A 26,861-nucleotide genomic window follows, 5' to 3' on the forward strand; every position below is an offset into this window, starting at 1 on the left:
CCAAAGAACTACAACACTTCCGCCGCTTGCAGCCGTTCCAACACGCTGGGATCTTCCAAGGTGCTGGTATCGCCCTGAATTTCTTTGCCCGCCGCGATCTGGCGCAAAAAGCGGCGCATGATCTTGCCGCTGCGGGTTTTAGGCAGGGCGTCGGCCACGATGATGGCGTCGGGGCGGGCCAGTGCGCCGATTTCTTTGGTAATGAAGGCGCGGATGGCTGCCGGATCACACTCCATCCCACTTTGCGGCGTCACGAAGGCCACCACGCACTCGCCTTTCACCTCGTCGGGCCGGCCCACCACAGCAGCTTCAGAAATGCTGGGATGGGCCACCAGCACCGATTCGATCTCCATCGTCCCGAGGCGGTGGCCCGACACGTTGAGCACGTCGTCGACCCGGCCCATCACGGTGATGTAACCGTCGGCGTCTTTGCGTGCGCCGTCGCCCGCGAAATACACATGCGGAATTTCGCCCCAGTAGGTCTTGCGGTAGCGCTCGTCGTCGCCATAGACAGTGCGGAGCATACTCGGCCAGGGGCGTTTGATGACCAATAAGCCGCCCTCGTCGGGGCCGAGTTCGTGGCCGTCACGGGTCAGGATGGCCGGTTCGATACCGAACATCGGCAGGCCCGCGCTGCCGGGTTTGGCTGGAAAAGCCCCCGGCAAAGTGGTCAGCATGATGGTGCCGGTTTCGGTTTGCCACCAGGTGTCGATGACCGGGCAGCGCTCGCCGCCGATGACGCGGTGATACCACATCCACGCTTCAGGGTTGATCGGCTCGCCCACGCTGCCCAGCAGCCGCAAGCTGGAGAGGTCGTAGCGGCCCGGGTAATCGTCACCCTGACGCATAAACGAGCGGATGGCGGTAGGCGCGGTGTACAGAATATTGATCTTGTGCTTTTCGATGACGCTCCAAAAGCGGCCCCAGTCCGGGTGGTTGGGCGCTCCCTCGTACATCACAGCGGTTGCGCCGCACAGCAGCGGGCCGTAGACGGTGTAGCTGTGGCCGGTGACCCAGCCGACATCCGCCGTACACCAGAACACGTCGTCTTCCTTGAGATCAAAAGCGGTCTGCATGGTCAGGAAGGCGCTGACCATATAGCCGCCAGTGGTGTGCAGCACGCCTTTGGGCTTGCCGGTGCTGCCAGAAGTGTACAAAACAAACAACGGGTGCTCGCTGTCGAGCGGCGCGGCCTGATGCTGATCGCTGGCCTGACCCACTGCCTCGCTCCACCACACGTCGCGGCCCTCTTTCATCGGCACGGCCACCCCGGCGCGGCGCACCACCAGCATTGTTTCCAAGCTCGGGGCAAGCTCGGCGGCGGCGTCGGCGTTGGCCTTGAGCGGCACGGGCGCACCTTTGCGGTAGCCCGCGTCGGCGGTGATCAGCACCTTACTCTGGGCGTCGGTGATACGGTCAGCCAGCGCCGACACCGAGAAGCCGCCGAACACCACGCTGTGCACCGCGCCGATGCGGGCGCAGGCCAGCATGGCAATTGCCGCTTCGGGAATCAGCGGCAAGTACAGCGTGACCCGGTCGCCGACTTGCACGCCCAAGTCGGTCAGCGTGTTGGCGGCCTTGCTCACCTCGCGCAGCAGTTCGGCGTAAGTGAATGTCCTGACTTCGCCGTCCTCGCCTTCCCAAATAAACGCCCGCTTGTCGCCGCGCCCCAGCTCCACTTGGCGGTCGAGCGCGTTGTAAGCGATGTTGGTCTGCCCGTCCACGAACCAGCGGGCGTGCGGCTCTTGCCAGTCAAGCACCTGCGTCCACGGCTGCGTCCAGCTCAGTTGGCCCGCCACCTCCGTCCAGAAGGTTTCGGGATCATCCAAGCTTTGGCGGTAGCGGCGCTCATACTCCCCGCGCTTGATACTGGCCTTCGCCGCAAACTCGGCGGGCGGCTCGATGACGCGGGTTTCGTGAAGCACGTTGTCAATCAGCATGTTGTCAATTTGGTCGGTCATGCAGTGTCCCCTTGTGTGTGGCGCTGTGGAATTCGGTGGTGGTGCCATGCTATACCCGTCCGCCAACGCGCACGGGGGGTTGAAACTTATTTTCGGGAAGGCCGGAGCGGTGGATTGAACTCCAAGCCCCTACGCTGCCGCCGCCGCTGAGCTATAACCGGAAGCGTGATCTCCCCCGCGCCCCCCCTACAAAGCAACTTCGTGCAAGACGCCTTGGGCCGCCCGCTGCGCGATTTGCGCATCAGCGTGACCGACCGCTGTAATTTGCGCTGCACCTACTGTATGCCCCGCGAAATCTTCGGCCCCGATTACGCTTTTTTGCCGCGTGAGGAGCTGCTCAGCTTCGAGGAAATAGAGCGGCTCTCGCGGCTGTTCGTCGAACTTGGCGTCCAAAAGCTCAGGATCACCGGGGGCGAGCCGCTGCTGAGACGCGATTTGCCGCAGCTCATCGAGCGCCTGAGCCAGATTGAAGGCGTGGACGACCTGGCCATGACCACCAACGGCCTGCTGCTCCCACGCTTGGCAGGCGACCTCAAAGCGGCAGGCCTGCAGCGCGTAACGGTCAGCTTAGACAGCCTCGATCCAGAAACCTTCGGCAAGATGAACGGGCTGGGCGTTCACCCTGACAAAGTGCTGGCGGGCATTGAAGCGGCGTTGCAAGCGGGACTGGGCGTCAAAGTCAACACGGTGGTTCAGCGCGGCGTCAACGACTCAGCGCTGGTGGAGCTGTGGACAGCGCTGCGCTCAAAGGCCGTGGTGCGCTTCATCGAGTTTATGGATGTGGGCAACCACAACGGCTGGGAGATGAGCCAAGTGGTGCCGTCGAGCGAGGTGATCGCCCGTTTGGCCGGATCAGGTTCGCCGCTGCGCCCGCTCGACGCCCATTATCAGGGTGAGGTGGCTTCCCGCTACGCCGACGCGCAGGGCTTTGAAGCGGGCGTGATCAGCAGCGTCACCGCGCCGTTTTGCGGCGACTGCTCACGGGCAAGGCTCTCGGCAGTGGGGCAGCTCTACACCTGCTTGTTTGCCACTCAGGGCACCGATCTGCGCGGCCCACTGCGGGCAGGCGAAAGCGACGCTGAGCTGCTTGAACGGCTTAGGGGCGTGTGGCAAGTCCGGCGTGACCGCTACAGCGAGGAGCGCGGCGAGGCCAGCGGAAAACGCCGTGAGCAGAAAGTGGAAATGTCGCACATCGGCGGCTGAGGGCAGCCAGCGCTGGCCTTTGAACTTCAGTTCAGGCCGTCCCTCTTCGAAGTCTCAGGTTCAGCTTGCTTCCTTCGGTGTAACGGGCGCATGAACACTCCGCAGCGCAGCAGGTGTTCTCGGTACGCAAACGCCCTCCAATTCAGTTAATATGAAACCAACTCGGCACTCGTCTAGAGGAGTGCCAGAGCAAATCTTCATGAATAGGCTGCACCGGAGGGTCAAATGGCGAAATACCCACTGATTAAAAGCACTTTGAAAGACCGCTTGCTCGGCGGACATTATCAGGAGGGATTACCGTTGCCCAGCGAGCCGCAGCTCGCCCGCGAATTTGAAGTCTCGCGGATGACCGCCCGGCGGGCCATTGACGAACTTGAGCGCGAAGGCTACGTCTACCGGGTGCAGGGCGCGGGCACCTTCCCCACCGGCAAGCGGTTTCGCCAGGGGATGTTCCGGGTACGGCCCTTCAAAGAGTGGGCACGCCACCCCGACCACCGCACCGGGGTGCTCCACGCCATGCAGATTCAGGCCACGCCGGAAATCGCCATCGTGTTGCAGGTGCAGCTCGGCGATCCGGTGATTTTTATCCACCGCCTGAGAACCGCCGGAGACGAAGCGCTGGTCATTGAAAAGCGCTACATCAACGCGGCGTTGGTGGGCGATTTGCTGTCGCAAAACCTCGGGGTGGAGAGCATTCACGAAGTGATGGTAGCGATGGGCGTGCCGCTGACGCGGGTGGAGCAGGCTTTGGAAGCGGTCAATCTGCGCCAAGAAGAATCAGACTTGCTGCGGGTACCGGTGGGATCGGCGGCCTTTTTGCTGCGCCGCACCACCTACAGCGGTACCAAGCGGGTGTCTTACGTCAATTACTGGGTGCGCGGCGACCGTTACGCCTTTCAAGACAGTTTTGAGCCGTGAGCGACCTTACTGGAAGCTTGGCCGCGTTGTACCCCGTACAAATTTGAACTCGCGTGCAGTATTTTAGATGAATATGGACGCCCCCTCTCTGCGCGAACGGCAAAAAGAAAAACGCCGCACCCGCATTTATCACGTCGCGATTGATCTCTTCAAGCAAAGCGGCTTTCAGGCCACGACCGCCACCGACATCGCCAAAGCTTCCAACGTCTCACGCGGGACTTTTTTTAATTACTACCCTTATAAAGAAGCGGTGCTGCTCGATTACGGCGCTCAGATTATGGCGCGGCTGCGCGAGCTGGCCGAAACCCGATTGGCACAGGGCCACGCTCCGCGCAGCGTGCTGGAAGAAGTCTGGGACAAGTTGGCCGAGGAAAGTGGGCAGGAGCGCGGCCTGATTCCGCCGCTGGCTTACGAAGTGATGAATCCCAGCCCTGAACGTGCCCGCACTGCTTACCAGGCTTTGCCGCTCAGCCGCGTCATCGAGCTGATCTTGCGCCCGATGCAGCAGGCCGGGCAACTGAGGAGCGACCTGAGTTTGCAGCGCATGAGCAACTTGATTGCCGACACCTACCTCATTATTGCCCTGCGCTGGAGCGCTTACGGCACCGACCGCTCGCTGAGCGAAGAAATGCGCCTCACGCTGGGCTTTTTGATGGAAGGCGTGGTGAAACGCTAAACGCTCTGCGCCGCTTGGCCTGCTTGGGAAGAGGGCGAGCGCGAGGGCTTACCTCTCCCCGCTGAACTTGGTATGATCTGCTGTAGGTCAGGCAAGAGGGCGGGATTCGCTTTTTTGCCGGGCGGGGACTTTCGCCCCACATTTCAACTCTCCCACCGCAAGGCCGCGCCGCCCGCACCCCAACGGCGCTGCGGCGTTTGCGTGTGCTGGCCGCCTCCGCTCAACCGAGCCGGTCGGCCAGCCAAAAGGCTTCTATGGAACTGACTCCCCGTGTGCCCCCCCACAACAACGACGCCGAAATCAGCGTGCTGGGCAGTATTTTGCTCGAAAACGACGTGCTGATCCAAGTCGGCGACACGGTCGCGCCGGAGATGTTTTACCGCGAAAGCCACCGCAAGATTTTTTCTGCCATGCGGACGCTGCAAGAGCGCGGCGAGCCGGTCGATTTGGTGACGCTCAGCGACGAACTGACCAAGCGCGGCACCCTCGACGAGGTGGGCGGGCTGACCTACCTGATCGGGCTGTCGGATCAAGTGCCGACCTCGGCCTACGCCGAGCACTACGCCCGCTTGGTGCAGGAAAAGTACACCTTACGTCAACTCATTTCAGCCAGTTCGCAGGCGATGAAGCTGGCCTACGACGGTCAACTGCCGCTCGAAGACCTGCTCGACAAAGCCGAGAAGCTGATCTTTGAAGTCTCCGAGCAAAAGAAAAAAGGCGAGCAACATCAGGCCATGAGCGAGGTGGTGCAAGACACCTTCGAGTACATCACCTTGCTTCACAGCAACAAAGGCATTCCCGACGGCGTGGCCAGCGGCTTCCGGGATCTGGACGAGCAAATCTCGGGCTTGCAGAAGGGCAGTTTGAACGTGCTGGCGGCTAGGCCGAGCATGGGAAAAACCGCCTTCGCCCTCTCCATTGCCCAAAACGTTGCCCTGCGCGGCGACAAGACAGTGGCGGTGTTTAGCTTAGAAATGCCCAGCGTGCAACTGGCCCTGCGGATGCTGTGCGCCGAAGCGCGGGTAGATATGAACCGCATTCGCAGCGGCAATCTCAATGAGCGCGACTTCGAGCGCCTCGCCCACGCCGCCGGACGCTTGGCCGAAGCCCCGATGGTCATCGACGACGAACCGGATCTGACAGTCAATGCGCTGAGGAGTAAGCTGCGGCGCATTCAGGCGCAGTACGGCAATCTGGGCTTGGTGGTCATTGATTACCTGCAACTGATGTCGGGCAGCAAGGGCAGTACCGGCGCGAACGAAAACCGCCAGCAGGAAATCAGCCTCATTTCGCGCAACCTCAAGAGCATTGCCCGCGAACTGGAAGTGCCGGTGATGGTACTCTCGCAGCTCTCGCGGGCAGTGGAGCAGCGGCCCAATCACCGGCCGATGCTCTCGGATTTGCGCGAGTGTGTGACCGGAGAAACCCTGGTCAACTTGGCCAGCGGGCAGCGCGTGCCGATTCACGAACTCATCGGCCAAACGCCGGAAGTTCTGGCCATGTCCGAAGGTGGGCAGATCATTGCGGCCCAGAGCGACGCGGTCTGGGAAGTCGGGGTGAGGCCTGTCTTTGCAGTCAAGACCCGTAGCGGACGGGTGCTGAAGGCAACAGGGCAGCACCGGATTTATCAACTGGGCGGCTGGACGACAGTGGCTGAGCTGCGGGCCGGCGATCGATTGGCGCTGGCCCGCCGCCTTCCTGAACCCGCCGAAGTCAGGCAGTGGGACGAAGATCTACTGGCACTGCTGGGTCAACTCGTCGGTGACGGCAGTTATTTGAACGGTCAGCCGCTGCGCTTTACCACCGCGTCCGAGGCCAACAGCGAACTTGTTCGCCGCGCCGCCGAAAAACTGGGAAGTACTGTCAACCGCCACGCAGGGCGCGGCAACTGGCATCAACTCGTCATCTCCGGCAACGGCCACCGCTGGCAGGCCACAGGCGTAGGCAAGTGGCTCAAAGACTTGGGGCTGTTCAACCAACGCTCCCACGAAAAGCGGTTGCCGCATGAAGTCTTTGGCTTAAACAATGCCAGCGTCGCCACCTTACTGCGTCACTTGTGGGCCACCGACGGCTGTATTCATGTACGCGAAACGGGCGGAGCTTCCCGCGTCTATTTCGCCACTTGCAGTGAGGGGTTGGCGCGTGATGTGGCCGCTTTGCTCCTGCGGCTGAGCATTGTCGCCAGAATCAAAGCGGTCGATCAGGCCAGCGGAAAACCAATCTGGAATGTCGATGTCTCCAGCGGCGAAGCCCAACTGCAGTTTTTGGCGACTGTCGGGGCATTCGGCCCCCGCACGGAGGCGGCAAACGCCCTCGGGAAGCTGCTGGAAAGCCGCCGAGGCAACCCAAACGTAGATACTCTGCCGCGAGAAATTTTTGCTCAGGTTCGCAGCACCATGACCCAGCGCGGTTTTTCTCAGCGGAAGATGGCGGCGGCGCGGGGCACCCGTTACGGCGGCACGTCGCATTTTAGTTTTGCGCCGTCACGGGCGACTATCCAGAGCTACGCCGCTGTTCTCGAAGACGACGCGCTCCAGACCCTTGCGACCAATGATCTTTACTGGGATGAGGTAGAGAGCGTCACCCCGGCTGGCGAAGAAGCGGTGTACGACCTCACCGTACCCGGCCCCGCTTCTTGGCTAGCCGACGGCTTGGTGAGCCACAATTCCGGCGCGATTGAGCAAGACGCCGACATCGTGATGTTCATCTACCGCGACGAGTATTACAACAAAGAAACCGACCAACAAGGCATCGCCGAAATCATCATCGGTAAGCAGCGCAACGGCCCGGTCGGTACCGTCAAGCTGCAATTTCACAGCGCCCACGTGCGCTTCAACGACTTGGCAGGAGAGAGCTGATGCCCGAACAAAACCCTAAGGGCAAAGGCCCCACCGCCCGCATACCGTCTCCTCCCCAGACGGCTCCAACCCAAGCGGCTTCAGCTCCAGCAGCTCAGCCCAGCGCTTCCAAAGACCCCAATCAGGGGCAGCCCAGCCGCAACAGCCGCAGAAGCCGCAGCCGGAGCCGCAACAACAACCGCAGCGGCAGAAACGACGCTCCCAGCCCGGGCCGCAGCAAAGCCGAAGTGCTGCCGCCCGTGACCGCCCCGCCTTCCAAAGGCCGCAACAAACGCCCGCTGGCCGAGCCGCGCATCGGGGTGGGCTGCGTCGTCATGCGCGGCGACGAAGTGCTGATCGTGCGCGAGCGGGGCCGCTGGAGCCTGCCCAAAGGCGGCCTCGAAGTCGGCGAACTGATCCAAGACGGCGCACGCCGCGAAACCTATGAAGAAACCGGACTGATCGTGGAGCTGCGCGAGCTGGCCTTTATGGTGGAATTTCAAGCCGAGACGTGGGGCCACCATCTGCAATTTTTCTACGCTTGCCGCGAAGTCGGCGGCACGCTGGGACCGCGCGACCCTGACCGCGACGTGCAGGAAGCCAAATTCGTGCCGGTGCGCCACCTACGCGAGTACCTGCGCTTCCGGCCCCGTTTGGTGGCCTTGGAGAGCTGGCTGCGCGACAAACGGCCCAAGCATTTTGTCTTCGACCTCGACAAAGAGCCGGCCATGCTCAAAAAGCGCACGCGGGTAGAAACTGGGGTTGGCAGAGCTGGCCGCCGCAGCTCCAATTCCAAACTGACGCCGCAAGACCCCGATCTGGAGCGCCTGACTTTTGAAGCGGGCGAGGATGAGTTGCCGTAACAAGTGGCTGCGCTGTGTAAAGCGGTATCCAAAGCCAACTGAAGCCGGTATCCAGTGCCCGTTTCCAAAAGGCCGCCCGCGCTATGATGCCTTTCTATGGAGCCTTCCCGTTTACGAGGCCAGATCATCGCCGTGACCAGCGGCGACCAGGGCTATGGCCGCAGCATCAGCGCCGCCCTGGCCCGCGCCGGAGCCAGCGTGGTGCTGATCGGGATCAATCCGGAGACGCTCTCCGCCCATGCCAGTAGCATCGAGCAGCTCGGCGGCACGGCCATTCCGCTCAAAGCCGATGTGAGTGTGCCACTCGATTGGGCCAGCGCCCAAGCCCGCATGCTCGAAATCTTCGGAGCGCTGCACGGCATTGTCCATCTGGCCGACAAACGCTCACATTCTAATTTCACCTTGCTCAGCGAAGGCGAGTGGATGGAGCTGTTCAACTGCAACATCAAGAGCAGTGTTTCGATGACCCAAAATATTCAGCGGCGCTTGCCCGGCACCTGGCTCACCATCGTCGGGCCGCATTTAGATGAAATTGGCTTACAGGCCTTTCCCCAGCGCGGCGCACTGCGCGGCTTGGTGGAGCGGGCAGCCAGCGATGAGCTGCGGCTGAATATGGTGCTGCCGGGGCGGGCCAGCAGTGAGGAAAAATACGACGCGCCGCTGTGCGAGGTGGTGCTGACCTTGGCGCTGCCGGAGATGCAGCACCTGCGCGGCAACGTCTTGGAAGTGCCGCTGCCCGCCGTGCCCAAGTACCGCGATCAGGAGCGCGAGGTTCTGGTGAGAAATTCTTGAAGTGCCCCTACTGCTCCGCCGCCGACAGCAAAGTGGTCAATTCGCGCTCCAGCGACGACGGCACAGCCATTCGCCGCCGCCGCGAGTGCCTCAGCTGCGCCCGGCGCTTTACCACCTATGAGCGTGCCCAGCTCGAGCCGCTGATGGTCATCAAGCGCGGCGGCCTGCGCCAAGCGTTCAATCCTGACAAACTGCTGCGCGGCCTGGCGCTGGCCAGCGAAAAGCGCCCGATTCCCCAAGAAACTTTGCGGGCCTTTGCCTACGGCTTTGAAGACGAAGTGGGAGCGCCAGAAGTCGAGAGCGGCGAGATCGGCAAGCGGGCCATGGGCTTTTTGCGCCCGCTCGACGACGTGGCCTATATCCGGTTTGCCAGCGTTTACCGCGAATTCGACAGCTTGGAGCGCTTTATTGAAGAGATTCAGGGGCTGAAAGAGAAAGAGTGAAGGCTCAGTCCATCACCGCTTTAGACCGAATCGGCGTGGCTTTTTGTGGATGCTTGCCCTCAACTCCCTGATACACCGCCCGAATCTGCTGATAATCGGCTTCCATATCGTTGCTCGGCGTCAAATAACCCAGCACGCCCACCCGCTTGCGCCGCCAATCGAAGACGATCAGCGCAATCGGCACGCCCGCCGCCTGACTCATGTGGTAAAAGCCGCTCTTCCACGCGTCCGCTTTTTCACGTGTGCCTTCCGGCGCGAGGCCCAGCACGATTTCAGGTTGAGCGGCGATCATTTGCGCCACCGCTTCTACAAAGTTGCCGCCAGCTTTTCGCCGGTCAACCGATACCCCGCCCCAGGCCCGAATCAGCAGCCCCAGCGGAGGCCTGAACAAACTGTGCTTGGCGACAAACTTGAGCGGCGTACCGGTTGCCCGAGCCCACAGCAGCGCCGGCAGCAAATCCCAGTTGCTGGTGTGCGGATAAGCCACGCCCACCAATTTGACGGACGGTTCGGCAGGCAGCAGGGCCGTCCAACCGCTGAGGCGCAGCAAGGCCGCCGCCAACCGCGAGCGGAGGGTGGGCGGTCGGTTTTGCCAACGCGGGGTCATGAAGCGAGTATAGAGACAGCAGCGTCTGGGCCGCATTACAATACCCTCATGACCGACTCCCCTCTTCCTGAGTTGACAGCGCAGCTCGAAGCGCTCGGCGGGCAATTGGTGTGGCGTATCGGCAAAGATGACGCCAGCGACGAAGTGGTGGTGCGGCTCGGCTACGCTTCGGCCACGCCGCGCTTTGCCCACCTGCCGCGCCTGCGCAGCGCCAGCGACGACGACCTGAGCGCCGCGCTGTCGCAGGGCGCGGTGGTGATCGAATGGGTAGACTAAGGGATGGCCAGCAGCTCACGGAGCGCTTTTGATCGTTGAAGCGAGCGAACGCTTTGAATTGCCCGCGCCCGCCGACGACGCCACTGCGTTGGCGTTTTTGCGCGACCCGGCCCGCTCACTCGCCAAGGTGCGCTTTTTGCGCGAGTTGGCGGTCAGCGGCCACGAGGTGCGCGGCGTGCTGGCAGTGCAGCTTCCGATGCTCGGCGAAGTGACCTTGCCCTTTTTCAGTGTGCTGGACGTTACGCCGCTGGGCGCACGCCTGATTCCCCAAGCCTTAGAAAATGAGCGGGCTTGGATTGAAGTCGGAGGCGAAGGACAACTGAAGGAAGCGGCCTTGGCCTACGTCTTCGTGTTCCGCGCTCACTTGCAGATGCCCACCGCCGAAAAGTGGGGCGGCGAGGCTTTTGAGAAGATGGTCAGGGCCGCCGCTTCACGCACCATCGCGCGGGTGGCCCAGGAATTGCCGAGAGCGGTGGGGGAAGCGCTGGAGGGCGGGTTTTAGAGTGGCCGCTGACGCTCACTCACCCCTCTACCCTTTTGAAGAGGAAAGAGAGAACTTCCACTTTGCACCCCTCTTCTCCCTCAAACCCACTCTCTTAGATGAGCCTTGATCAGCGGCCCGCTCAACTCCTCAGCGCTCGGCAACTGACCTAGCGCGAACCAAGCCGCCTCGGTGATCTCGTCAGCAGGTAACGTCAGAGCGCCGCCCATAAACTGTCCCTCAAAAAGCTGGGATACGTTGTCCACCACGTCGCCGTGAGGATAAGTAAAGCGGTACTCCGGCCCGATGTAGAGTTTGAGCGGCCTGAGTTCGCCCACCTCCAGTCCGGTTTCTTCCCTCAGTTCGCGTCGGGCAGCCTGCTCGAAGGTTTCGCCAAGTTCCATACTGCCGCCCGGCAAAGTCCAGCGCCGCGTATCAGCACTTCTGAGCAGCAGCACCCTCCCCCGCTCATCCCGTAGCAGCACATTTGCGCCGGGAGCAAACAGCGGGCGCGGCCCCACCACGGCCCGCAGCTCGCGCAGATGTTCGCCGGTGGGCTTGGGCGGCACCCAATCCAGCGGCAGCGGCGGCAGTCCCACTTCCGAACGCAGCAAGCTGAGCGTTTGCTTGTTGACATTGGCGCTGATAACCGGCAATTCGGCGAGGTCAAACCAAGCCAGCTCCAGCGTTTCGCCGGAGTCGTCGGGAGCGGCCTGGGCAAGCGCGGCGGCGGGCAAGTGGCCCCGGCACAGCCCACCCACGAAGTACACTTGATCGCCGTTGGGGTAGCGGTGATACAGGTGCGGGCCGCTGACGGCTTGCCAGAAAGTGAGCAGCGTATCGAGTCCGGTTTCCTCGTTTAGCTCGCGGCGGGCGGCCCCTTCAAAGGTTTCGCCCAACTCCAAGCCGCCGCCCGGTAAGCCCCACAAGCCGTCGTCGCCGCGCCGCTGAAGCAGTACCCGCCGCGTTTCATCTTGCACGGTGGCGCTGGCACCGACGCTGAACAGGGGCCGAGTACCGAGGGCGGCGCGGAGTTCGGAGAGATAAGACACCCACACACTCTAGCCGTCTGCTCTTGCTCACGGCTCAGGAGGGTTAGCATCAGGGCATGACTCCGCCTAATTATGACGCCGCCCTTGATTTGCCGCCCGAACTCGCCGCCGACCTTTCGTATGACACTTTAGCCGTCCACACCGGCATCGGGCGCGGAACAGGCGTGGGCGTGGGCATTCCGATTCAGCAGATGGCCGCTTTTCAGTTTGACAGCTTAGAGGCCGCCGCCGGAGAGTTTCAGACCAACACGGGCAGCAGTTACTCGCGTATCCAAAACCCCACTGTCAAAGCGCTGGAGCGCCGCATCACCGCGCTGGAAGCGGGCCAAGAGACGGTCTGCCTCAGCAGCGGGCAGGCCGCCAGCTTCACGGCGTTCTTGAGTGCTTGCCGCGCCGGAGACCACATCGTGGCGACCAGCAGTTTATTTGGCGGCTCGGTGGCGATGCTCAGCAATGTTTTGCCGCTGATGGGCATTACGGCCAGCTTGGTGCCGAATACCCCCGACGCCGTGAAAGCCGCCATGCAGACGAACACCAAACTCATCTGGGCCGAAACCATCGGCAACCCCGCCGCCGACGTGGCCGATCTGAGCGCCCTGGCCAAGATCGCCCACGCGCAGGGAGCCTTGCTGGGCGTGGACAACACCTGGGGCGGGGTGGGCCTACTGTGCTGCCCGCTGGACTTTGGGGCCGACATGGTGACCCACAGCTTGACCAAATGGGCCGGAGGACACGGCTCGGTGCTGGGCGGCAGCGTCACGGTGGGTGAGCGGCACAGCCTGACCCGCAATGCCATCTATACCGACGGCGAACCCAGTTTGCTGGAAGCGCGGGGCGCGGGCGCATTGGCTTGGCGGCAGCGCTGGTTCGGCGCTTCGCAACTCGGCATGATTTTGCCGCCGCAAAGTGCCTACGCCATCGCTCAGGGCTTGGAAACCTTGTCGCTGCGCCTCACGCGGGAATGCGAAACGGCTTTGGCGCTGGCTGAGTTTTTGGAAGGGCACGTGGGCGTGGGGCGGGTCAATTATCCGGGCCTTGAGGGCAGCGAGTTTCACGCCCTCGGCCAGCAGTACCTCAGCGGCGGCTTCGGGGCCGTCATGTCATTTGAAGTGGCGCGTCCCGAAGAATTTTTGTCGCGACTCAAGGTCATCCGGATGGCCCCCAACTTGGGCGATACCCGCACGCTGGTGGTGCATCCCTGGACGACCACCCACGGCAAAATGCCCGAAGCCGCCCGCCGCGCCGCCGGCGTGACGCCGCAGAGCATCCGCATGAGCGTCGGCGTGGAGTCTCTGGCCGACTTGCAAGCGGATTTGGAGCGGGCGCTCAGCTAAAGCGGCTTAGAGGCTTCTATCCTCCGTGTGAGAACGCCGGAAAATCGGTCATCGCGCCGTCTACATAAATGGTCGTTCCGGTGACGTAACTGGCCTGCGCCGAACACAAAAACACCACCATGTTGGCAATGTCAGTGGTTTCGCCCATGCGCCCCAGTGGAATTTTGGTCAGGAGGTCGGCCAGCGTGGTGGGACTCCCCCAAACACTTTGATTGATCGGCGTGCGAACCGCGCCGGGGGCCACCGCCAGCACCCGCACACCAAACGGAGCGGCTTCTTGGGCCAAGGTCTTCATCATCATGCTTTCGCCGCCTTTGCTGGCGGTGTAAGCGCTGTATCCGCTCCAAGCAATCTGGTCATGCACGCTGGTGATATTGAGAATCACGCCGCTCTTTTGCGGCACCATCCGTTTGAGGGCTTGCTGGGCGCACAAAAACGAGCCGAACAAGTTGATCTGAAGCACCCTGAGCCAAGCGGCGGGATCGGCGTCCCAACTCAGGGCGTGCGCTCCGTCGATGCCGGCATTGTTGACCAAAATGTCCAGGCCGCCGTAGTGGCTGTCTATTTGGGCAAACATGGCGGCCGCCTGCGCCGGATCGCTGACATCGGCCAGCACGCTAAACGCCTCGCCGCCGGCCGCCTGAATGTCTTGCACGATTTTGTCGGCGGCTTCGGGGTGAGAAACATAATTGACGACCACCCGCGCTCCCGACGCGGCCAGCCCGCGCACCACCGCTTCTCCAATGCCTGAGTTGGCTCCTGTGACAAGGGCACGCTGATTGTTCAAAGTGATGTCCATACCACTTAGCTTGGAGTGAATTGGGGTGAGAGAAAATGAAATCCACCGGGCTTGGTTTGAGAATGAGCCGCAGATCAGAGACCATAAACGCCGTTTGAAGAGCAAAACCATATCTGAGCTGCGAAAAATCTTCACATTGCTCCGCCAGACTAACCGGGTCATGCCCTGGCCTACTCTCCCCCACTCCTTCAAACCTCGCGCCAAACGACGTTTGCGTCACTATGAGGGCGTTCTCGGCACGGCGCTGGAACTGCAACTGGTGGCAGGCAGTGAAGCCCAGCTTGACGCAGCAGAAACCCAACTTCTGGCCGAACTCGAAAGATTAGAGCAGGTCTTCAGCCGCTTCTTACCGGGCAGTGAACTCAACCGGCTGCACCACCGGCGCGGGCAGCCCGTCCGTGTATCGCCGGAGTTCGCGGCGTTGCTCACCCAAGCCCAGCAAATCATGGCACTGACGGGCGGCGCGTTTCATCCGGCGGCGGATACCCTGGCGCGGCTGTGGGCAGTGGGCGAGCCGGACATTCAAACTTTAAGTGACGTGCTGGAGCAGATGCGCCAACCGCTCTGGACGCTTGAGCACCAGCACGTCACGCTTCACACTGAGCTGACGCTGAATTTCAATGCGCACGCCAAAGGCTTCATCACCGACGCGGCGGCTCAGGCGGCTTTTCAGGTGGCGGGCGTTCGGGAAGTCGTGCTCAATATCGGCGGCGACGTGCGGCATCTCGGCGCTCAGAGCGTGCCGGTGGGCATCGAAGCGCCCGGCCGCTTGGCCGACAACCGGGAGCCGCTGGCGTTTGTGCGCCTGAGCAACCAAGCGGTAGCCACCAGTGGCCTGAGTCACCGGGGAGCGCATATCCTCGATCCGCGCAGTGGGCAGCCGCTCACGTCCCACAGCAGCGTCTCGGTGCTGGCGAAGACCTGCGCCGAGGCCGACGCACTGGCCACCGCCTTTTTAGTGCTAGGCACAGAAGAAAGTCTGCGGCTCGCGGACTCGCTGCCGAATGTGGGCGTGCTGATTTTGCAGGAAATTCAGGGCGGCAGTGCTGAGCAGTGCAGCAATGCCTTTTGGCGACGACATCAAACCCCTAGCTCAACGCCGACTTTCTAACCCCCGTTTTACTTCCTTACGCCACCCTTATTTTACTGCTCGGAGGAGCCACCATGACCGATTTCAAAGCGTCCAATCCCCAAACCCGCCGCCACTTTCTGGAACGCGCCCTCAAGCTGAGCGTCGCCGCCGCTGCCACACTGACCTTATCTCGCCTCGGCGTGACTTCGGCTTCCGCTGCTGCCGCACCCGCCGCGCTGCCCAGCACCATGGAATTGGCCGTCAACTTGACTTTGGCCGCCCCCAGCGGTTTCCGGTACAACCGCCCCTACGTGGCCGTCTACATCGAAGACGCGCAGGGCAATCCGGTGCGGACACTCAGCTTATGGGCCGAAACCAACCGCCACGCCCGCTACCTTTCCGACTTGAGGCGCTGGTTTTCCCAGAGCAGCGATCTGGTCGCCACCGTCTCCAGCCCGACCCGCAACCCCGGCAGCTACAGCTTGGTGTGGGACGGCAGAACCGATGCCAAAAAGCCAGCAGCGCAGGGCGATTACTTCGTGTGCGTCGAAAATGCCCGCGAGCACGGCCCTTACGGCTTGGTGCGCGAGAAGATCACGCTGGGGACGACTCCGCTCAAAAAGACGCTGGACAGCGGCAGCGACGCCGATTTGAGCAGCGTCACTGTGGATTACCGCAAGAAGGCGTAAGTCCTGATGCCGCCAACCATAAATACCGACGCCACCGACACGCCGCCTGCCAAGCCTATACGCCGCCCGCGTACGCTCAAAGCCAGTTTGAATAGCTGGCTGCGCTGGCTGCACACCTATATTTCCATGTTCAGCTTGCTGCTGATTTTGTTTTTTGCGGGCACGGGCGTGACCCTCAACCACCCGGATTGGACATTCGGCGGCGTGGAAAAGCAACAACAATTCAGCGGCAGCTTACCGGCAAGCTGGCAAAAAAACGGCACGGCCGACGCGCTGAGCATCGCCGAGTTTTTGCGGGCCAAGTACGGCCTCCACGGCATTGCCAGCGACTTTCAGTATCAGGGTGGCATCGGCGGGCTGAGCTTCCGCACACCGGGTTACAGCGCCGACGTGCAGTTTGACCAGAGCGGCAAATACTCGGTCAATGTGGACGCACAGGGCGCACTGGCTGTCGCCAACGATTTTCACCGGGGCAAGAATTCCGGCGGAGCGTGGCTGTGGTTTATCGACGCTTCCGGCATTTTCTTGATGGTGGTGGCGCTGACGGGGCTGGGCATCATGCTGTATTTGAGAAAAGTCCGCACGGCTTCGCTCATCAGCATCGTGGTGGGCGGGGCGGTCATGGGGTTACTGATGTGGCGGGCGATGTAGGGTTGGCATCAAAAAGCAGCCGCCTGTGGAGTTGGTCAGGCGGCTGCTTTCTTTTAGCGGCTCGTGGTGGGGCGCTGGCTTTGGGCTTTCGCATTTGCTTCCCCATCCCCAGCGGGAAGGCGTCCTCAAGGGCGTCCGTTCTACCTAAGAAGCCTCCGCCCCGGTGAGGCGAGGGAGCAGGTCGCTGCCTCAGCACTGTGTCTTCGCGGCGTTCCTGCTGGGTATTTCCTCCCACGTTCTCCACGATTGGCCATTCGTCTAGATTCTGGCCGCTGCGTTTCGTATCTGCCCAGTTTTCAAAATGGGAAAGCGAAGGTTAACTTCAAAACGGAGGAAGACTGGGACTGCCACAGCTCCGCAGGAGAGACGTAAATTGGCTGACACTCCCTAGAAAATAGGTACTATCTAACTCCTGACACTCCGTCAGCTCAAAGCCTTGCCAGCACCGCCGCGCCCAATTCCTGCGTCGTGCCCTTGCCACCCAAATCCGGCGTGCGGACTTCGGTGAGTGCGGCTTGCACGGCGTCTTCGATGCGCTTTGCCTCGGCGTCGCGGCCCAGCGAGTGCCTCAGCAGCATCGCCACGCTCAAGATGGTGCCGCTGGGATTGGCGATGCCCTTTCCGGCAATGTCAGGAGCGCTGCCGTGAATCGGCTCATAGAGGCCGGGGCCGTCGCCGAGGCTGGCCGAGGGCATCACGCCCAGCGAACCGGGAATCACGGCGGCGAGGTCGGACAAAATGTCACCGAACAGATTCTCGGTCACGATCACGTCGTAGCGGCCCGGCGTTTTGACCAGCAGCATCGCCACCGAGTCCACGTACTCGTGTTCCAGCTTGATGTCTGGATATTCGGTGTCGTGGAGGTGCTGCACTACGCCGCGCCACAGCTCCGAGACTTCCAGCACATTGGCTTTGTCCACACTGGTGACTTCGCCCTTACGGGTTTTGGCCGCTTCAAAAGCGACGCGGGCCACGCGGTCAACCTCCAACTTCGAGTAGCCGATGGTGTTGTAGGCGGCGTCACCATCGATGGCGCGGCGGGGGTCGAAGTAAGCGCCGCCGAGCAGTTCGCGCACGATCAGTACGTCCACTTGCTTGGCGAGGTCTTCGCGTAGCGGCGATAAGCTTTCCAGCCCCGGCATCACCTTGACGGGCCGCAAGTTGGCGTACACGCCCAGAGCCTTTCGCAGTTGCAGCAAGCCCGATTCGGGCCGTAAGGGGCGCGGCAGGCTGTTCCAAGGCGAGTTTTGCGCTCCGCCCACCGTGCCGAGCAGCACCGCGTCACAACTCAGGACTGCCTCGCGGGTAGCGTCGGGAAACGGCGAGCCGGTCTGGTCATAAGCGCCGCCGCCGAGCAGGTGGTATTCCAGCTGCACATCCGGCGCGACTTTTTGCAGCACTTCCACAGCGCTGGCGCAGACTTCCGGGCCAATCCCGTCACCGGGCAAGACAACAACTTTAGGCACGCTGGGTTCCGGGTGCGGGGTTCTCGTCGCTGTCATGCCCAGCGTGACCGTGTCCAGCCTCGGTGCTTTCGGCGTTCAGGGTTTCGGCTTCCAACTCCGCTTTGGAGTGGTCACGCATGTATTCCAGCCAGCCACCCGCCGCCTTGACGTCCAGCGCGAACTGCGGCACCGGCGAGAAGGCCACGCTCTGGCCGGTGCGCTGGTTGGTGATTTTGCCGGTGGCGAGGTCAATGTCGGCCTCGTCGCCGTCCTCGAAAGCGGCCACCACGTCTTCGGACTCGAGGGCCAAAAAGCCGTTGTTGATGGCGTTGCGGTAAAAAATGCGGGCGAAGTTGGGCGCTAAGATGGCGCTGATGCCCGCCCCGCGCAGGCACCAGACCGCGTGTTCACGTGAGGAACCGCAGCCGAAATCTGATCCCGTCACCATAATGTCGCCGGGCTTGACGCGGTTAACAAAGTCCTTGTCGTAATCTTCCATCGCAAATTTGGCGAGTTCAGATTCGATGTCAGTGGTCAGGTGGCGGGCCGGAATAATTTCGTCGGTATTGATGTGATCGCGGGCAAAGACATGGACTCTGGGCATTTTACTGTTCCTCGCTGGCGCTCATGAGTTCATCCGGCAAATCTTCGTAGAGATCGTGCCAAGTCTCGCCGTCAAAGCTGATCTCGTCTTCGATGACCTGAGCTTCAAATGAATCGCTACTGTCTTCATCCTCGTAGAGATCGTTCGGCACATTGATCTTGATGGCTTGGACTTGCGGCAAGTCCTGGTTTTCGTCTTCAATTTCGTAGAACGATTTCAGCACGCCCTCGGTGTAGCTTTTCCAGTTTTGTGGGTCGTCCGCTCCGGTGTATTTTTGCAAGTCGGCGCTCAGGCGCGGCGCGAGCGAAGCGTCTAAAGCGTCCTTGGGCCAGTCCATCCGTCCGTCCGCCCATATGGTCGCCGTGAAGGTATCCACGTCGGTGAAATCACCAAATTCACCGTCATCGTCTTCCGGTTCATTCACCGGATAGTCTTGCCACGTTTGGCCGCCGTCAAGCGAGTAGGCTTGCTCCTCGGCCAGCGGATAAGCCTCGAACGGGCCCACGAAGTCAAAGGGCGGGGCAAAAAACGATCTCAGCGGCGCGGGCTGGCGAAGCTCAAAGCCGGATTTGAGGGCGCTGGGCGTTTGGGCCTCGCCTGTTTGAACCTCGTCTGGGCCTTGCTCCAGACGCTCGGCGTGAATCTCGGCCCACTCTTCAGGCGTTTCGCCGTGCCAGCGCTGAACAAACGTCGTCAGCGCGTTCTTGAGGTCTTCCGGCGGCTGGGGCGTCCAGGTGATTGAGCCGTCACTGGACTGCTCAGCGCTGTAGCGGCCTACCCCATCGCCCTCAAGCTGCAAGGCGGGATGCTGAAAAAGGTAGCCGAGCATCTCGGCAGGGTCTTCCGGCTCGGAGAACTGCTGCCAGGTCTGATTCTCAAAGGCGTGCTGGCGGCTGCGGATTTTGACCCAGGTGTTTTCAGCGCCTTCCACTTTGATTTCGCCGGGTTCATCTTGGTGATTGCCCGCAGGCCACACCGCCAGCTCACCCAGAATGCGGCGGCGCGGCGGCACGGGAATTTTTTCCACGTCCTCACGGGTAATCAAGCGCTCTTCCGGCATTCCCGCTGAGACGAAGTCAGTGCGGTACATCTGATCCCAGTACGCGCCGCGCGGCAAGTGCTCCAGCGCCTTGATGATCTGCTGGCGCTGTAACTGGACCTCGGGCAAGCTCACCGGGGTCAGTTCGCCTTCTCGGTCGAGCAAAACTTCAAAAGGATAGACAGTGGGCATCAACCCCAAAGCTTTACGGCGTTTGGCATCTCCCATCAGTCTGCCGCCCCGCCCGTGACCTGAGCAGACGTGTTGGGCAAGGTGTGATTGTAAGCGCGGGGATCAGCGATAAAGCCCGCCACCGCGCTGGCCGCCACCGTCGCGGGCGAGGCCAGATAAATGGCCGCCGAAGGATCGCCCATCCGGCCCACGAAGTTGCGGTTGGTGCTCGAAATACACACGTCGTTCGGCCCCAGCACGCCCGAGTGCATGCCCAAACACGCGCCGCACGACGGATACGAGACGCTCGCGCCCGCGTCCACGAAGATTTCGAGCAGGCCTTCTTGCGCCGCCTGCTTCCAGATCAGTTGGGTGGCCGGAACCACAATCATCTGCACACCCTCGGCGACTTTGTTGCCCTTCAGGATGCGGGCCACGTCGCGCAAATCAGAAATGCGCCCGTTGGTGCAGCTTCCGACATAAGCGTGGGTCACGGGGATGTGGTCGCTGCCCGCCACCCGTCCGTTGCTGGGAATGTTCGGGTAAGCCACCGTCGGCTCGACCTGGCTGGCGTCCACCTCAACCATCACTTTGTATTTGGCGTCGGGATCGGACTGGTACTCGGTGTACTGATCGGGGGTGACGCCGCGCTCGGCCATGTAAGCGCGGGTGGTGTCGTCCACGGCGACGATACCGGTTTTGCCGCCCGCTTCGATGGCCATGTTCGCCAAAGTAAAACGGCCTTCCATGTCGAGATTGTCGATATAGTCGCCGACCCACTCCATCACCAGGTAGTTGGCTCCATCGGCTCCGATGCGCTTGATGACTTCCAGCACGATATCTTTGGGGGTGACGCCCTGCTGGGTCTGGCCGGTGACTTTAATCAGCATGGTTTCGGGAACTTTGAACCAGACCATGCCGGCGTAGATGGCTCCGGCGAGGTCGGTGCTGCCGACACCCGTGGCAAACGTGCCGAGCGCTCCGGCGTTGCAGGTGTGCGAGTCGCCCGACACCAGCGTCTGGCCGGGCTTCATCAGGCCGGTATTTTCGAGAACGACGTGAGCAATGCCGCCGCGCCCCACGTCATAAAAGTGCTTGATGCCTTTTTCTTTGACCCAGCTTTTGAGCTTTTGGTACATCTGGGCAGCTTTGATGTTCATGGCCGGAACCGAATGATCCGGCACCGCCACGATCTGATCGGGGTTAAAGACCCTGTCCATGCCGCGCTCTTCGAGCATCCGCAGGGCGGCGGGAGTGGTGATCTCGTGGCACAGCACCCAATCGGTTTGGCACTCGATCAGTTGGCCCGGCGTGAGGGTGGTATGGCCGCTGTGGGCCGCCAGAATTTTTTCGGCAATCGTCATTCCCATGTGCTTGCTCCTCCTCCCAGCTCCCGCCCACAAAAAGTCCCCGAACTGCGAGTGAGTTCGGGGACGGTGGACGAACGCGAGGGCCTGCGCTCACCGCCCCGAGCAAAGAAGAAGCACGCCTTTGTGGGCGTCTCCGGCTTGGCGGGCGGTCAACATGCTGAGCAGTCTAGTGCTTTGGGAGCGGGGGGGCAAGGGTGGAGCTGTCCAATTGGCTCTTGCTGATAATTAAGAACTAGATGAATTTATTTTGTATAGTGTGAAAGCCTTATGAAGATTATTCCTTCTCTGACTGCCCTGCTTGCCCTCACGGTGACGCTCACCGCTTGCAAGTCCGACACCGCTCCGCCACCGACTGCTGACCTCACAATCATGCTTAAAAATGTGACCGCTGCACACGTCAAAGTTGCCAATGCCGCTGGCGAAGTCAGCTTTGATGACACGGTGACTGGCAACAAAACGCTGACTGGCCTCAAGCGTGGCGTTTATACCGTCACTGCCAGCAATACTGATACCTACGCTGCTCCTGCCATGCAGACTGCTGATTTGGGCAAAGGCAACATTGCCGCCACGCTGGAATTTAGCCCGCTCAAAGGCAGTTTGCTGATCAAGGTAGCCGGCGTTCCAAGCGCCAAAATAGTGATCAAAGACGGAGCAGGGAAAGAAGTATTTGCCGACGTAATAACGGGCAGCAAGACGCTGGGTGATTTGTCATACGGCACATATACCGTGACGCCGCAAGCTGTAGAGGGCCAAGTCACGCCTGACGCGCAGACCGTAGCAGTTAAAGGGGCAGCGGCAACCACACTGACCTACAACGCTATTGAGTTGAAACAAGCCAGCTTGACGGTGAGTGTGAGTGGCGTGACCAGCGCTCCAGTCACACTCAGACAAGGCAATAAAGTGCTGTTTGAAGGCACAGTTACAGGAAGTAAAGTGCTGGCTGATTTGCCGCGTGGCAGTGTGACGGTCACAGCGGGCGCAGTCAACGGCTTCACGGCCCCAGCAACTCAAACGGTGGATTTGAGCAGTGGAACAGGCAGCGCAGCGCTGACTTACACGGTTGTTCAAGCAACGAAGGCCAGCTTGACCCTGACGGTTACCGGTGTTGCAAGTGCGCCCATCGAAGTCACTCAGGGCACAAGCGTCTTGTTTGATGGCACCGTGACGGGAAGAAAAGTTCTAACGGATTTACCCCGTGCCAACGTCACCGTGACAGCGGGCGCAGTGGAGGGCTACACTCCACCCGCTGCACAGACGGTGGACTTGAGTGGTGGAATGGGCAGCGCAACGCTGACTTATAACGCAGTTCAGGCACCCAGTCCAACAGCCGTTCTGACACTAGATTCAAACAGCGTCAGCGTTTCTCCTGGCGGCGATGTAACAATTAGTGGAAAAGTGCGTTCCAGCAAAGGCACACTCAGTTATGCCTCCCTTTATTTGAGTGGGAATACAGCGGGACTCAATTCAGCCATCACAACCTTTAGTGATCTCACGGAGGCGGGCCGAACTTTTACCTTTGCACTCAGTGCCGAAACGAGCGCTGTTGTAGGTCAACGTATCCTCAGTCTCACTGTCGACATTGGCGCAGAAAGATCACAAGTTCCTCTTACTGTCAACGTGCTCAGTAATGGCTTTACTTTGCGGCTCGACACCTTTTCTCTCAGCGTTTACCCCGGTGAGACAGTCAATCTCCCCGTGACGCTCAACAGCGTTAACGGCTACAGTGGCCCTGTCACCCTGACTGCCGACAATCTTCCTCAGGGCGTCACTGTCCAGCCAAAAACTGTCAGTTTAGCCGGCAATTCTGTGAGCACGAATCTTACGCTCAGCGCAAGTACCAATGCTCAGATTGCCCAAAGTGATTTCACAGTCACAGCACGAGGCGGCAGCATAAAATTACAGCAATCGAACAAAGTGGTCGTCTATCCTCATAGTATTCTTGTACCAGGTGTCAGCTACAACTACGATATTCGCAGCAATGTAGATAATCAGAACAATCTTTGGCTCGGCGGCAACAGCGGCTTCAAAAAAATCACATCTGATTTGGTAAGCACCGTCATCAACAGTGAAAAGCCGCCTTGCGACGTCACCGTCGGTCAAGATGGTGGGATCTGGGCAAAGACAGAACCCTACCTACGGCTCGATCCGGTCACCGGAAAGATAGAGCACTACTCTTCTCCGAGGGGATTTTCTGGTTGCGCTGGCAGTTATCAGTTTGATGGCCAGCGGCGTGCATGGGAAACTTATTTCGGCATCTTCCGGCTAGACTTGGTCAACCAAAAGTCCGAAAAAGTTCCTGGGACCGACAATATAAACGGCAATCTGATCGTTAAAGATGACAAGGTCTGGGTTACCTCAAATGAAAATCTGTATACCATTGACACCGACGATCTGACGCTTAAGAAGTACAGTGTGCCTGGTGCTCAGATTCCTTATACGTTTTTCCCTGTAGGCAACAAAATTTATTTTATCGATAATAGTCAACTGGCAAGTTTCGATACGGCGAGCGAGACAGTTGTCCGCGTTAATACAGGTCAGTGGAGAATCGGCAAACTGTACGGGTTGGACAAGGACGGTAATTCATGGGTAAGTGCCGGTATCTACACCGATACTTACCGTACTGCCATTCTGCGAATCAGCCCGAGCGGCGCTGTTCTCAAAGAACTGCCTGATCTCAGCAATTTTTCGTTGACGACTGCACCGAAAGGCGGTCTGTGGGCCGTCACCAGCAACGGCGTTGACGCCCGTGTCGCCTATATCGCCCCCTAACCCTCCAACCTTCAAGGCCGCTCCCACTCATGGAGCGGCTTTTTTTGATTCCCCCTCACCCATCACTGGCGCTTGCATCGGCTTTTTACCGGCCTCCAACGTTCCAGCTTGCACGGCCTGAGCCACTTCCAATGGTGTTTCGGCGCGTGTCATGCCTCTGGGCAGCCGCCGCCAGACCGCCACCACTGCCAGCAGCGCCAGCACCCCCACCACGATCAACCCCTGACGCGGCCCCAGCGGGCCAGATTTGTCAATCAGGTAACTGACCAGCAAAGCTCCGGGCGGCCCCATTCCGGCCAGCACCAGCGAATACAGGCTCATCACGCGGCCCCGCAGGGCGTTGGGCACGGTGAGCTGCACGGTGCTGTTGGCGCTGATCAAAAAAGTCAGCATCCCGAAGCCGCAGACGGCCAGTACCAACGAGGCCAGCAAAGCCGAGGGCGTCAGCGCAAAGACCGCCAGGCTGATGATCAAAATTATTGCGCCGGAACGCAAATTTTTGGCTGGATCGGCCTGCGAGGCTTGCCACAGCGCCCCCACCATCGCGCCCACCCCGAACGCGGCGTTCATGGCCCCAAAACCGCCTTCGCGCAGGTTATAAACAGCGCGGGCAAAATACGGAATGATCACGTTGAAATTGATGGCCGTTAAGCTCAGCAGCGCCACCAGCACCATCGTCACGGCGATATTGGGCGTGGCACGCACGTAGCGCAGGCCCTCTTTGATGTCGTCGATGACCGCCCGCTGCCCGCCCACTTCACGTGCCGGAAACGGCAAAGTCGCCAGCACGTAAATCACCAAACCGAACGACACCACGTTCAGGTAAAAGGGAAACGCGAGGCCCTCGATGGAGCTGCTGGCCGCCCCGCGCCCGGCGAACAAAGCCACACCCAGCGCCGCTACCCCGCCAAACACGGCCTGCCCCAAAGTGCGCGAGACATTAAACGACAAGCTGTTGAGCGCCACCGCGTTGGGCACGTCCTCACGCGGCACGAAGTCCACCACCATGCTCTGACGGGCCGGCATGTCAAAGGCGTTGGCTATCCCGCTGATCCCCGCCAAGATCAGCACCAGCTCGAAGCTGACCAAGCCGAGGTGGGTGGTGATGGCCAAGATGATGGCGGTGATCATCAAGGTGATCTGGGTCGACATCAGCACCCGGCGGCGCGGCACCCGGTCAACAATGGCCCCGGCGAACAGCGACAGCAGCAAACTCGGGGTGAACTGGGCTGCCGTGACCCAGCCAAGAGCCGCCGCGTTGTTGTTGGTCAGTTCTAAGACCAAGTACGACTGGGCCGTGGACTGCATCCACGATCCCACCAAGCTGAGAAGCTGTGAAAACCAGTACCGGCGGTAATTGGGGTGGCGCAGAGCGCGGAAAGTCTTGACGCGCCACGCCTGAGCGGCAACGAGCATGAGTTTACCGTGCGCCCGCATCAGATTGGAAACATGAGTGCCGGTGAAACTCAGCTTGTCTCACCCCAAATGCCCCCCGTCAGCGCCTTTAGGAAGCTTGATCTGGGTCTCACATTCTACCGTGAACCGTGTTACACTAGGTCAAAGCTTCACTGGACATTCATCTGCGCTCCCCCCGCATCTTCCACCCCGAACCGCCGCGCCGAAGGCCCCAGCCGCTGCACTTTGAGCCCTGACCGCCTGCCAGCCAACCGAGGTCTCCGTGTCGAGAACGCCAACGTGCCGAACTTTCCTGAGCCGACTCTCATTGGGCCGACCCTTAGCGAGCTGGACTTTACCGCGCCGAACGCTGGTCTGCGCTTCTCTCCTTCTCCCCGGCCTCGCGCTGGCGTCCAGCGGCTCCGCTGCAAGCTCGGCAAGTTCGTTTCCGGCGGGGCTGAGCATCAAAGTGCAGCCCAAAGACACCGCCTACAGCTTGGCCAAAAAGTACAACCTCAGCGTAGATTCGCTGCTCAGCCTCAACAACCTCAGCTCTTCAAATTTAACGGTTGGACAACTCCTGCTCGTGTCGCCCCCGACGTACACCGTCACCAAGGGCGACACGGCTTTTTCGATTGCCCGCAAAAACAACTTGACGGTTGACGCTCTGCTCAGCCTCAACAACCTCAGCAGCACCAAAGTCAACTTGGGGCAGGTGCTGAGAGTGGTGGCCGTGAGCGCTTCCACCGCCAACTTGGCCAGCGGCGCGGCGAGCAGCAGCGCGGTCAGTGCGGCCAGCACCGTGATCAGCTCCAGCATCACCGTGACGCCCGCTGCCGTGCCGCCCGTGAGCTACGCGCAGGAAGCGCCGCCCAGCACCCTGCTGGAAGCCGCGCTGACCCCGCCCGTTCAGACCACCACCGCCAGCATCATCACCACCTTGCCGCCCACCGCGTCAGCCGACTTGCCCAGTCTCAGCACCGACTGGCTCAGCAATGCCCAGGGCCTTTTGGGCGTGCCTTATGTCTACGGCGGCAAAAGCCGGAGCGGCACCGATTGCAGCGGCTTTGTTTTGCAAGTCTTCACGCCGCTGGGCCTGAGCTTGCCGCGCGTCAGCGCCGATCAAGCTCAGGTCGGGGTTTCGGTGGAGCGCTCAAATCTTCAGAGCGGCGACTTGGTGTTCTTCGATACCGAGGGGCGCGGCAAAGTCACCCACGTCGGCATCGTGGTGGACGGCAACAGTTTTATCAATGCCAATTCGTTCGCGGGCCGTGTCACCATCGACGACCTCAGCAGCCGCTACTGGGCCACCCGTTATCTCGGCGCGAGGCGCGTGCTGGGCGTGATGGCCGCCAGCCACTAAATATCGGCTCCCAACAATGAAGTTTGGAAGAATGGGACTTGGAGCGGGGGA

24 protein-coding genes are annotated in these 26,861 nt (G+C 60.9%); 15 read left to right on the plus strand and 9 right to left on the minus strand.

Annotated features, from left to right (window positions below; translation table 11 throughout):
• Positions 1-8: 8 nt before the first annotated feature.
• On the minus strand, positions 9-1,961 hold the full coding sequence (gene acs, locus FNU79_RS06455) for an acetate--CoA ligase (protein WP_143720051.1): 1,953 nt from the start codon (positions 1,959-1,961) through the stop codon (positions 9-11).
• Positions 1,962-2,126: 165 nt separating this feature from the next.
• Between acs and moaA the strand changes: the two genes are divergently transcribed.
• The 7 genes from moaA (at position 2,127) to nrdR (ending at position 9,693) form a co-directional block, all read left to right on the plus strand.
• Entirely contained in the window at positions 2,127-3,164 is a 1,038-nt protein-coding gene (gene moaA / locus FNU79_RS06460) for a GTP 3',8-cyclase MoaA (RefSeq protein ID WP_318636130.1), read from the plus strand.
• Positions 3,165-3,389: 225 nt separating this feature from the next.
• Positions 3,390-4,082, plus strand: a complete 693-nt coding sequence (locus tag FNU79_RS06465) for a GntR family transcriptional regulator (protein ID WP_124867221.1) — start codon at positions 3,390-3,392, stop codon at positions 4,080-4,082.
• Between the two features lie 73 nt (positions 4,083-4,155).
• Positions 4,156-4,758: a TetR/AcrR family transcriptional regulator gene (locus FNU79_RS06470; RefSeq protein WP_124867220.1), complete on the plus strand. Its 603-nt coding sequence runs from the start codon at positions 4,156-4,158 to the stop codon at positions 4,756-4,758.
• 254 nt (positions 4,759-5,012) lie between these two features.
• Entirely contained in the window at positions 5,013-7,616 is a 2,604-nt protein-coding gene (locus tag FNU79_RS06475) for a replicative DNA helicase (protein WP_143720052.1), read from the plus strand.
• Positions 7,616-8,458 carry an NUDIX hydrolase gene (locus tag FNU79_RS06480; RefSeq protein WP_225429918.1) on the plus strand — a complete coding sequence of 281 codons (843 nt, stop codon included), beginning with the start codon at positions 7,616-7,618 and terminating at the stop codon, positions 8,456-8,458. Before FNU79_RS06475 ends, FNU79_RS06480 begins: the two co-directional genes overlap by 1 nt.
• Positions 8,459-8,554: 96 nt before the next feature.
• Positions 8,555-9,250, plus strand: coding sequence for an SDR family NAD(P)-dependent oxidoreductase (locus FNU79_RS06485; RefSeq protein WP_143720053.1), 696 nt, complete (start codon positions 8,555-8,557; stop codon positions 9,248-9,250).
• The gene (gene nrdR, locus FNU79_RS06490; RefSeq protein ID WP_124867217.1) at positions 9,247-9,693 is read left to right on the plus strand and encodes a transcriptional regulator NrdR; all 447 of its coding nucleotides are present in this window, start codon (positions 9,247-9,249) and stop codon (positions 9,691-9,693) included. The genes FNU79_RS06485 and nrdR overlap by 4 nt, the downstream gene beginning before the upstream one ends.
• A gap of 4 nt (positions 9,694-9,697) precedes the next feature.
• Here nrdR and FNU79_RS06495 read toward each other — a convergent pair whose 3' ends face one another.
• Positions 9,698-10,300, minus strand: a complete 603-nt coding sequence (locus FNU79_RS06495) for a 1-acyl-sn-glycerol-3-phosphate acyltransferase (protein WP_143720054.1) — start codon at positions 10,298-10,300, stop codon at positions 9,698-9,700.
• Between the two features lie 48 nt (positions 10,301-10,348).
• Between FNU79_RS06495 and FNU79_RS06500 the strand changes: the two genes are divergently transcribed.
• A complete protein-coding gene (locus FNU79_RS06500) occupies positions 10,349-10,576 on the plus strand; it encodes a DUF3248 domain-containing protein (protein ID WP_124867215.1) in 228 nt (75 codons plus the stop codon).
• Between the two features lie 28 nt (positions 10,577-10,604).
• Positions 10,605-11,078, plus strand: a complete 474-nt coding sequence (locus FNU79_RS06505) for a DUF3809 domain-containing protein (protein ID WP_143720055.1) — start codon at positions 10,605-10,607, stop codon at positions 11,076-11,078.
• 80 nt (positions 11,079-11,158) lie between these two features.
• Here the strand turns inward: FNU79_RS06505 and FNU79_RS06510 are convergent, their stop codons facing one another.
• Positions 11,159-12,109, minus strand: a complete 951-nt coding sequence (locus tag FNU79_RS06510) for an NUDIX domain-containing protein (protein ID WP_143720056.1) — start codon at positions 12,107-12,109, stop codon at positions 11,159-11,161.
• Between the two features lie 56 nt (positions 12,110-12,165).
• Between FNU79_RS06510 and FNU79_RS06515 the strand changes: the two genes are divergently transcribed.
• Positions 12,166-13,443: an aminotransferase class I/II-fold pyridoxal phosphate-dependent enzyme gene (locus FNU79_RS06515; RefSeq protein WP_143720057.1), complete on the plus strand. Its 1,278-nt coding sequence runs from the start codon at positions 12,166-12,168 to the stop codon at positions 13,441-13,443.
• 16 nt (positions 13,444-13,459) lie between these two features.
• Here FNU79_RS06515 and FNU79_RS06520 read toward each other — a convergent pair whose 3' ends face one another.
• Complete coding sequence (locus FNU79_RS06520; protein ID WP_143720058.1) at positions 13,460-14,242, minus strand: glucose 1-dehydrogenase; 783 nt, start codon at positions 14,240-14,242, stop codon at positions 13,460-13,462.
• Between the two features lie 160 nt (positions 14,243-14,402).
• Between FNU79_RS06520 and FNU79_RS06525 the strand changes: the two genes are divergently transcribed.
• Genes FNU79_RS06525 through FNU79_RS06535 form a run of 3 tightly spaced genes read left to right on the plus strand, consistent with a single transcriptional unit; the run spans position 14,403 to position 16,654 of the window.
• The gene (locus tag FNU79_RS06525; protein WP_143720059.1) at positions 14,403-15,353 is read left to right on the plus strand and encodes an FAD:protein FMN transferase; all 951 of its coding nucleotides are present in this window, start codon (positions 14,403-14,405) and stop codon (positions 15,351-15,353) included.
• Positions 15,354-15,406: 53 nt separating this feature from the next.
• Entirely contained in the window at positions 15,407-16,003 is a 597-nt protein-coding gene (locus FNU79_RS06530; RefSeq protein ID WP_143720060.1) for a DUF2271 domain-containing protein, read from the plus strand.
• Between the two features lie 6 nt (positions 16,004-16,009).
• Positions 16,010-16,654: a PepSY-associated TM helix domain-containing protein gene (locus FNU79_RS06535; protein ID WP_143720061.1), complete on the plus strand. Its 645-nt coding sequence runs from the start codon at positions 16,010-16,012 to the stop codon at positions 16,652-16,654.
• A gap of 428 nt (positions 16,655-17,082) precedes the next feature.
• Here FNU79_RS06535 and leuB read toward each other — a convergent pair whose 3' ends face one another.
• From leuB to FNU79_RS06555, 4 genes are read right to left on the minus strand one after another with little or no spacing between them, the layout of a single operon-like run.
• Positions 17,083-18,120, minus strand: a complete 1,038-nt coding sequence (gene leuB, locus FNU79_RS06540; RefSeq protein ID WP_143720062.1) for a 3-isopropylmalate dehydrogenase — start codon at positions 18,118-18,120, stop codon at positions 17,083-17,085.
• Positions 18,113-18,703 (minus strand): 3-isopropylmalate dehydratase small subunit, encoded by a 591-nt coding sequence (locus tag FNU79_RS06545; RefSeq protein WP_143720063.1) that lies wholly within the window; start codon positions 18,701-18,703, stop codon positions 18,113-18,115. Before FNU79_RS06545 ends, leuB begins: the two co-directional genes overlap by 8 nt.
• A 1-nt stretch (position 18,704) precedes the next feature.
• Positions 18,705-19,934: a hypothetical protein gene (locus FNU79_RS06550; protein WP_143720064.1), complete on the minus strand. Its 1,230-nt coding sequence runs from the start codon at positions 19,932-19,934 to the stop codon at positions 18,705-18,707.
• Between the two features lie 35 nt (positions 19,935-19,969).
• Complete coding sequence (locus FNU79_RS06555; protein ID WP_143720065.1) at positions 19,970-21,283, minus strand: homoaconitate hydratase family protein; 1,314 nt, start codon at positions 21,281-21,283, stop codon at positions 19,970-19,972.
• Between the two features lie 267 nt (positions 21,284-21,550).
• Here FNU79_RS06555 and FNU79_RS06560 point away from each other — a divergent pair, with 267 nt between their 5' ends.
• Positions 21,551-24,052, plus strand: coding sequence for a hypothetical protein (locus tag FNU79_RS06560; RefSeq protein ID WP_143720066.1), 2,502 nt, complete (start codon positions 21,551-21,553; stop codon positions 24,050-24,052).
• 27 nt (positions 24,053-24,079) lie between these two features.
• Here FNU79_RS06560 and FNU79_RS06565 read toward each other — a convergent pair whose 3' ends face one another.
• Positions 24,080-25,468 carry an MFS transporter gene (locus FNU79_RS06565; protein WP_143720067.1) on the minus strand — a complete coding sequence of 463 codons (1,389 nt, stop codon included), beginning with the start codon at positions 25,466-25,468 and terminating at the stop codon, positions 24,080-24,082.
• A 307-nt stretch (positions 25,469-25,775) separates the two neighbouring features.
• On the opposite strand from FNU79_RS06565, the gene FNU79_RS06570 reads away from it, so the two are divergent.
• Complete coding sequence (locus tag FNU79_RS06570) at positions 25,776-26,810, plus strand: C40 family peptidase (protein WP_225429919.1); 1,035 nt, start codon at positions 25,776-25,778, stop codon at positions 26,808-26,810.
• Positions 26,811-26,861 lie beyond the last annotated feature (51 nt).

The organism is Deinococcus detaillensis (assembly GCF_007280555.1).
Lineage (GTDB): Bacteria > Deinococcota > Deinococci > Deinococcales > Deinococcaceae > Deinococcus > Deinococcus detaillensis.

Excerpts from the sequence above, each read along its gene's own strand:
- acs (WP_143720051.1), bottom strand. The coding sequence starts at position 1,961 with ATGACCGACCAAATTGACAACATGCTGATTGACAACGTGCTTCACGAA.
- FNU79_RS06465 (WP_124867221.1), top strand. The coding sequence starts at position 3,390 with ATGGCGAAATACCCACTGATTAAAAGCACTTTGAAAGACCGCTTGCTC.
- FNU79_RS06470 (WP_124867220.1), top strand. The coding sequence starts at position 4,156 with ATGGACGCCCCCTCTCTGCGCGAACGGCAAAAAGAAAAACGCCGCACC.
- FNU79_RS06475 (WP_143720052.1), top strand. The coding sequence starts at position 5,013 with ATGGAACTGACTCCCCGTGTGCCCCCCCACAACAACGACGCCGAAATC.
- FNU79_RS06480 (WP_225429918.1), top strand. The coding sequence starts at position 7,616 with ATGCCCGAACAAAACCCTAAGGGCAAAGGCCCCACCGCCCGCATACCG.
- FNU79_RS06485 (WP_143720053.1), top strand. The coding sequence starts at position 8,555 with ATGGAGCCTTCCCGTTTACGAGGCCAGATCATCGCCGTGACCAGCGGC.
- FNU79_RS06495 (WP_143720054.1), bottom strand. The coding sequence starts at position 10,300 with ATGACCCCGCGTTGGCAAAACCGACCGCCCACCCTCCGCTCGCGGTTG.
- FNU79_RS06500 (WP_124867215.1), top strand. The coding sequence starts at position 10,349 with ATGACCGACTCCCCTCTTCCTGAGTTGACAGCGCAGCTCGAAGCGCTC.
- FNU79_RS06515 (WP_143720057.1), top strand. The coding sequence starts at position 12,166 with ATGACTCCGCCTAATTATGACGCCGCCCTTGATTTGCCGCCCGAACTC.
- FNU79_RS06520 (WP_143720058.1), bottom strand. The coding sequence starts at position 14,242 with ATGGACATCACTTTGAACAATCAGCGTGCCCTTGTCACAGGAGCCAAC.
- FNU79_RS06525 (WP_143720059.1), top strand. The coding sequence starts at position 14,403 with ATGCCCTGGCCTACTCTCCCCCACTCCTTCAAACCTCGCGCCAAACGA.
- FNU79_RS06530 (WP_143720060.1), top strand. The coding sequence starts at position 15,407 with ATGACCGATTTCAAAGCGTCCAATCCCCAAACCCGCCGCCACTTTCTG.
- FNU79_RS06535 (WP_143720061.1), top strand. The coding sequence starts at position 16,010 with ATGCCGCCAACCATAAATACCGACGCCACCGACACGCCGCCTGCCAAG.
- FNU79_RS06545 (WP_143720063.1), bottom strand. The coding sequence starts at position 18,703 with ATGCCCAGAGTCCATGTCTTTGCCCGCGATCACATCAATACCGACGAA.
- FNU79_RS06550 (WP_143720064.1), bottom strand. The coding sequence starts at position 19,934 with ATGCCCACTGTCTATCCTTTTGAAGTTTTGCTCGACCGAGAAGGCGAA.
- FNU79_RS06555 (WP_143720065.1), bottom strand. The coding sequence starts at position 21,283 with ATGGGAATGACGATTGCCGAAAAAATTCTGGCGGCCCACAGCGGCCAT.
- FNU79_RS06560 (WP_143720066.1), top strand. The coding sequence starts at position 21,551 with ATGAAGATTATTCCTTCTCTGACTGCCCTGCTTGCCCTCACGGTGACG.
- FNU79_RS06565 (WP_143720067.1), bottom strand. The coding sequence starts at position 25,468 with ATGCTCGTTGCCGCTCAGGCGTGGCGCGTCAAGACTTTCCGCGCTCTG.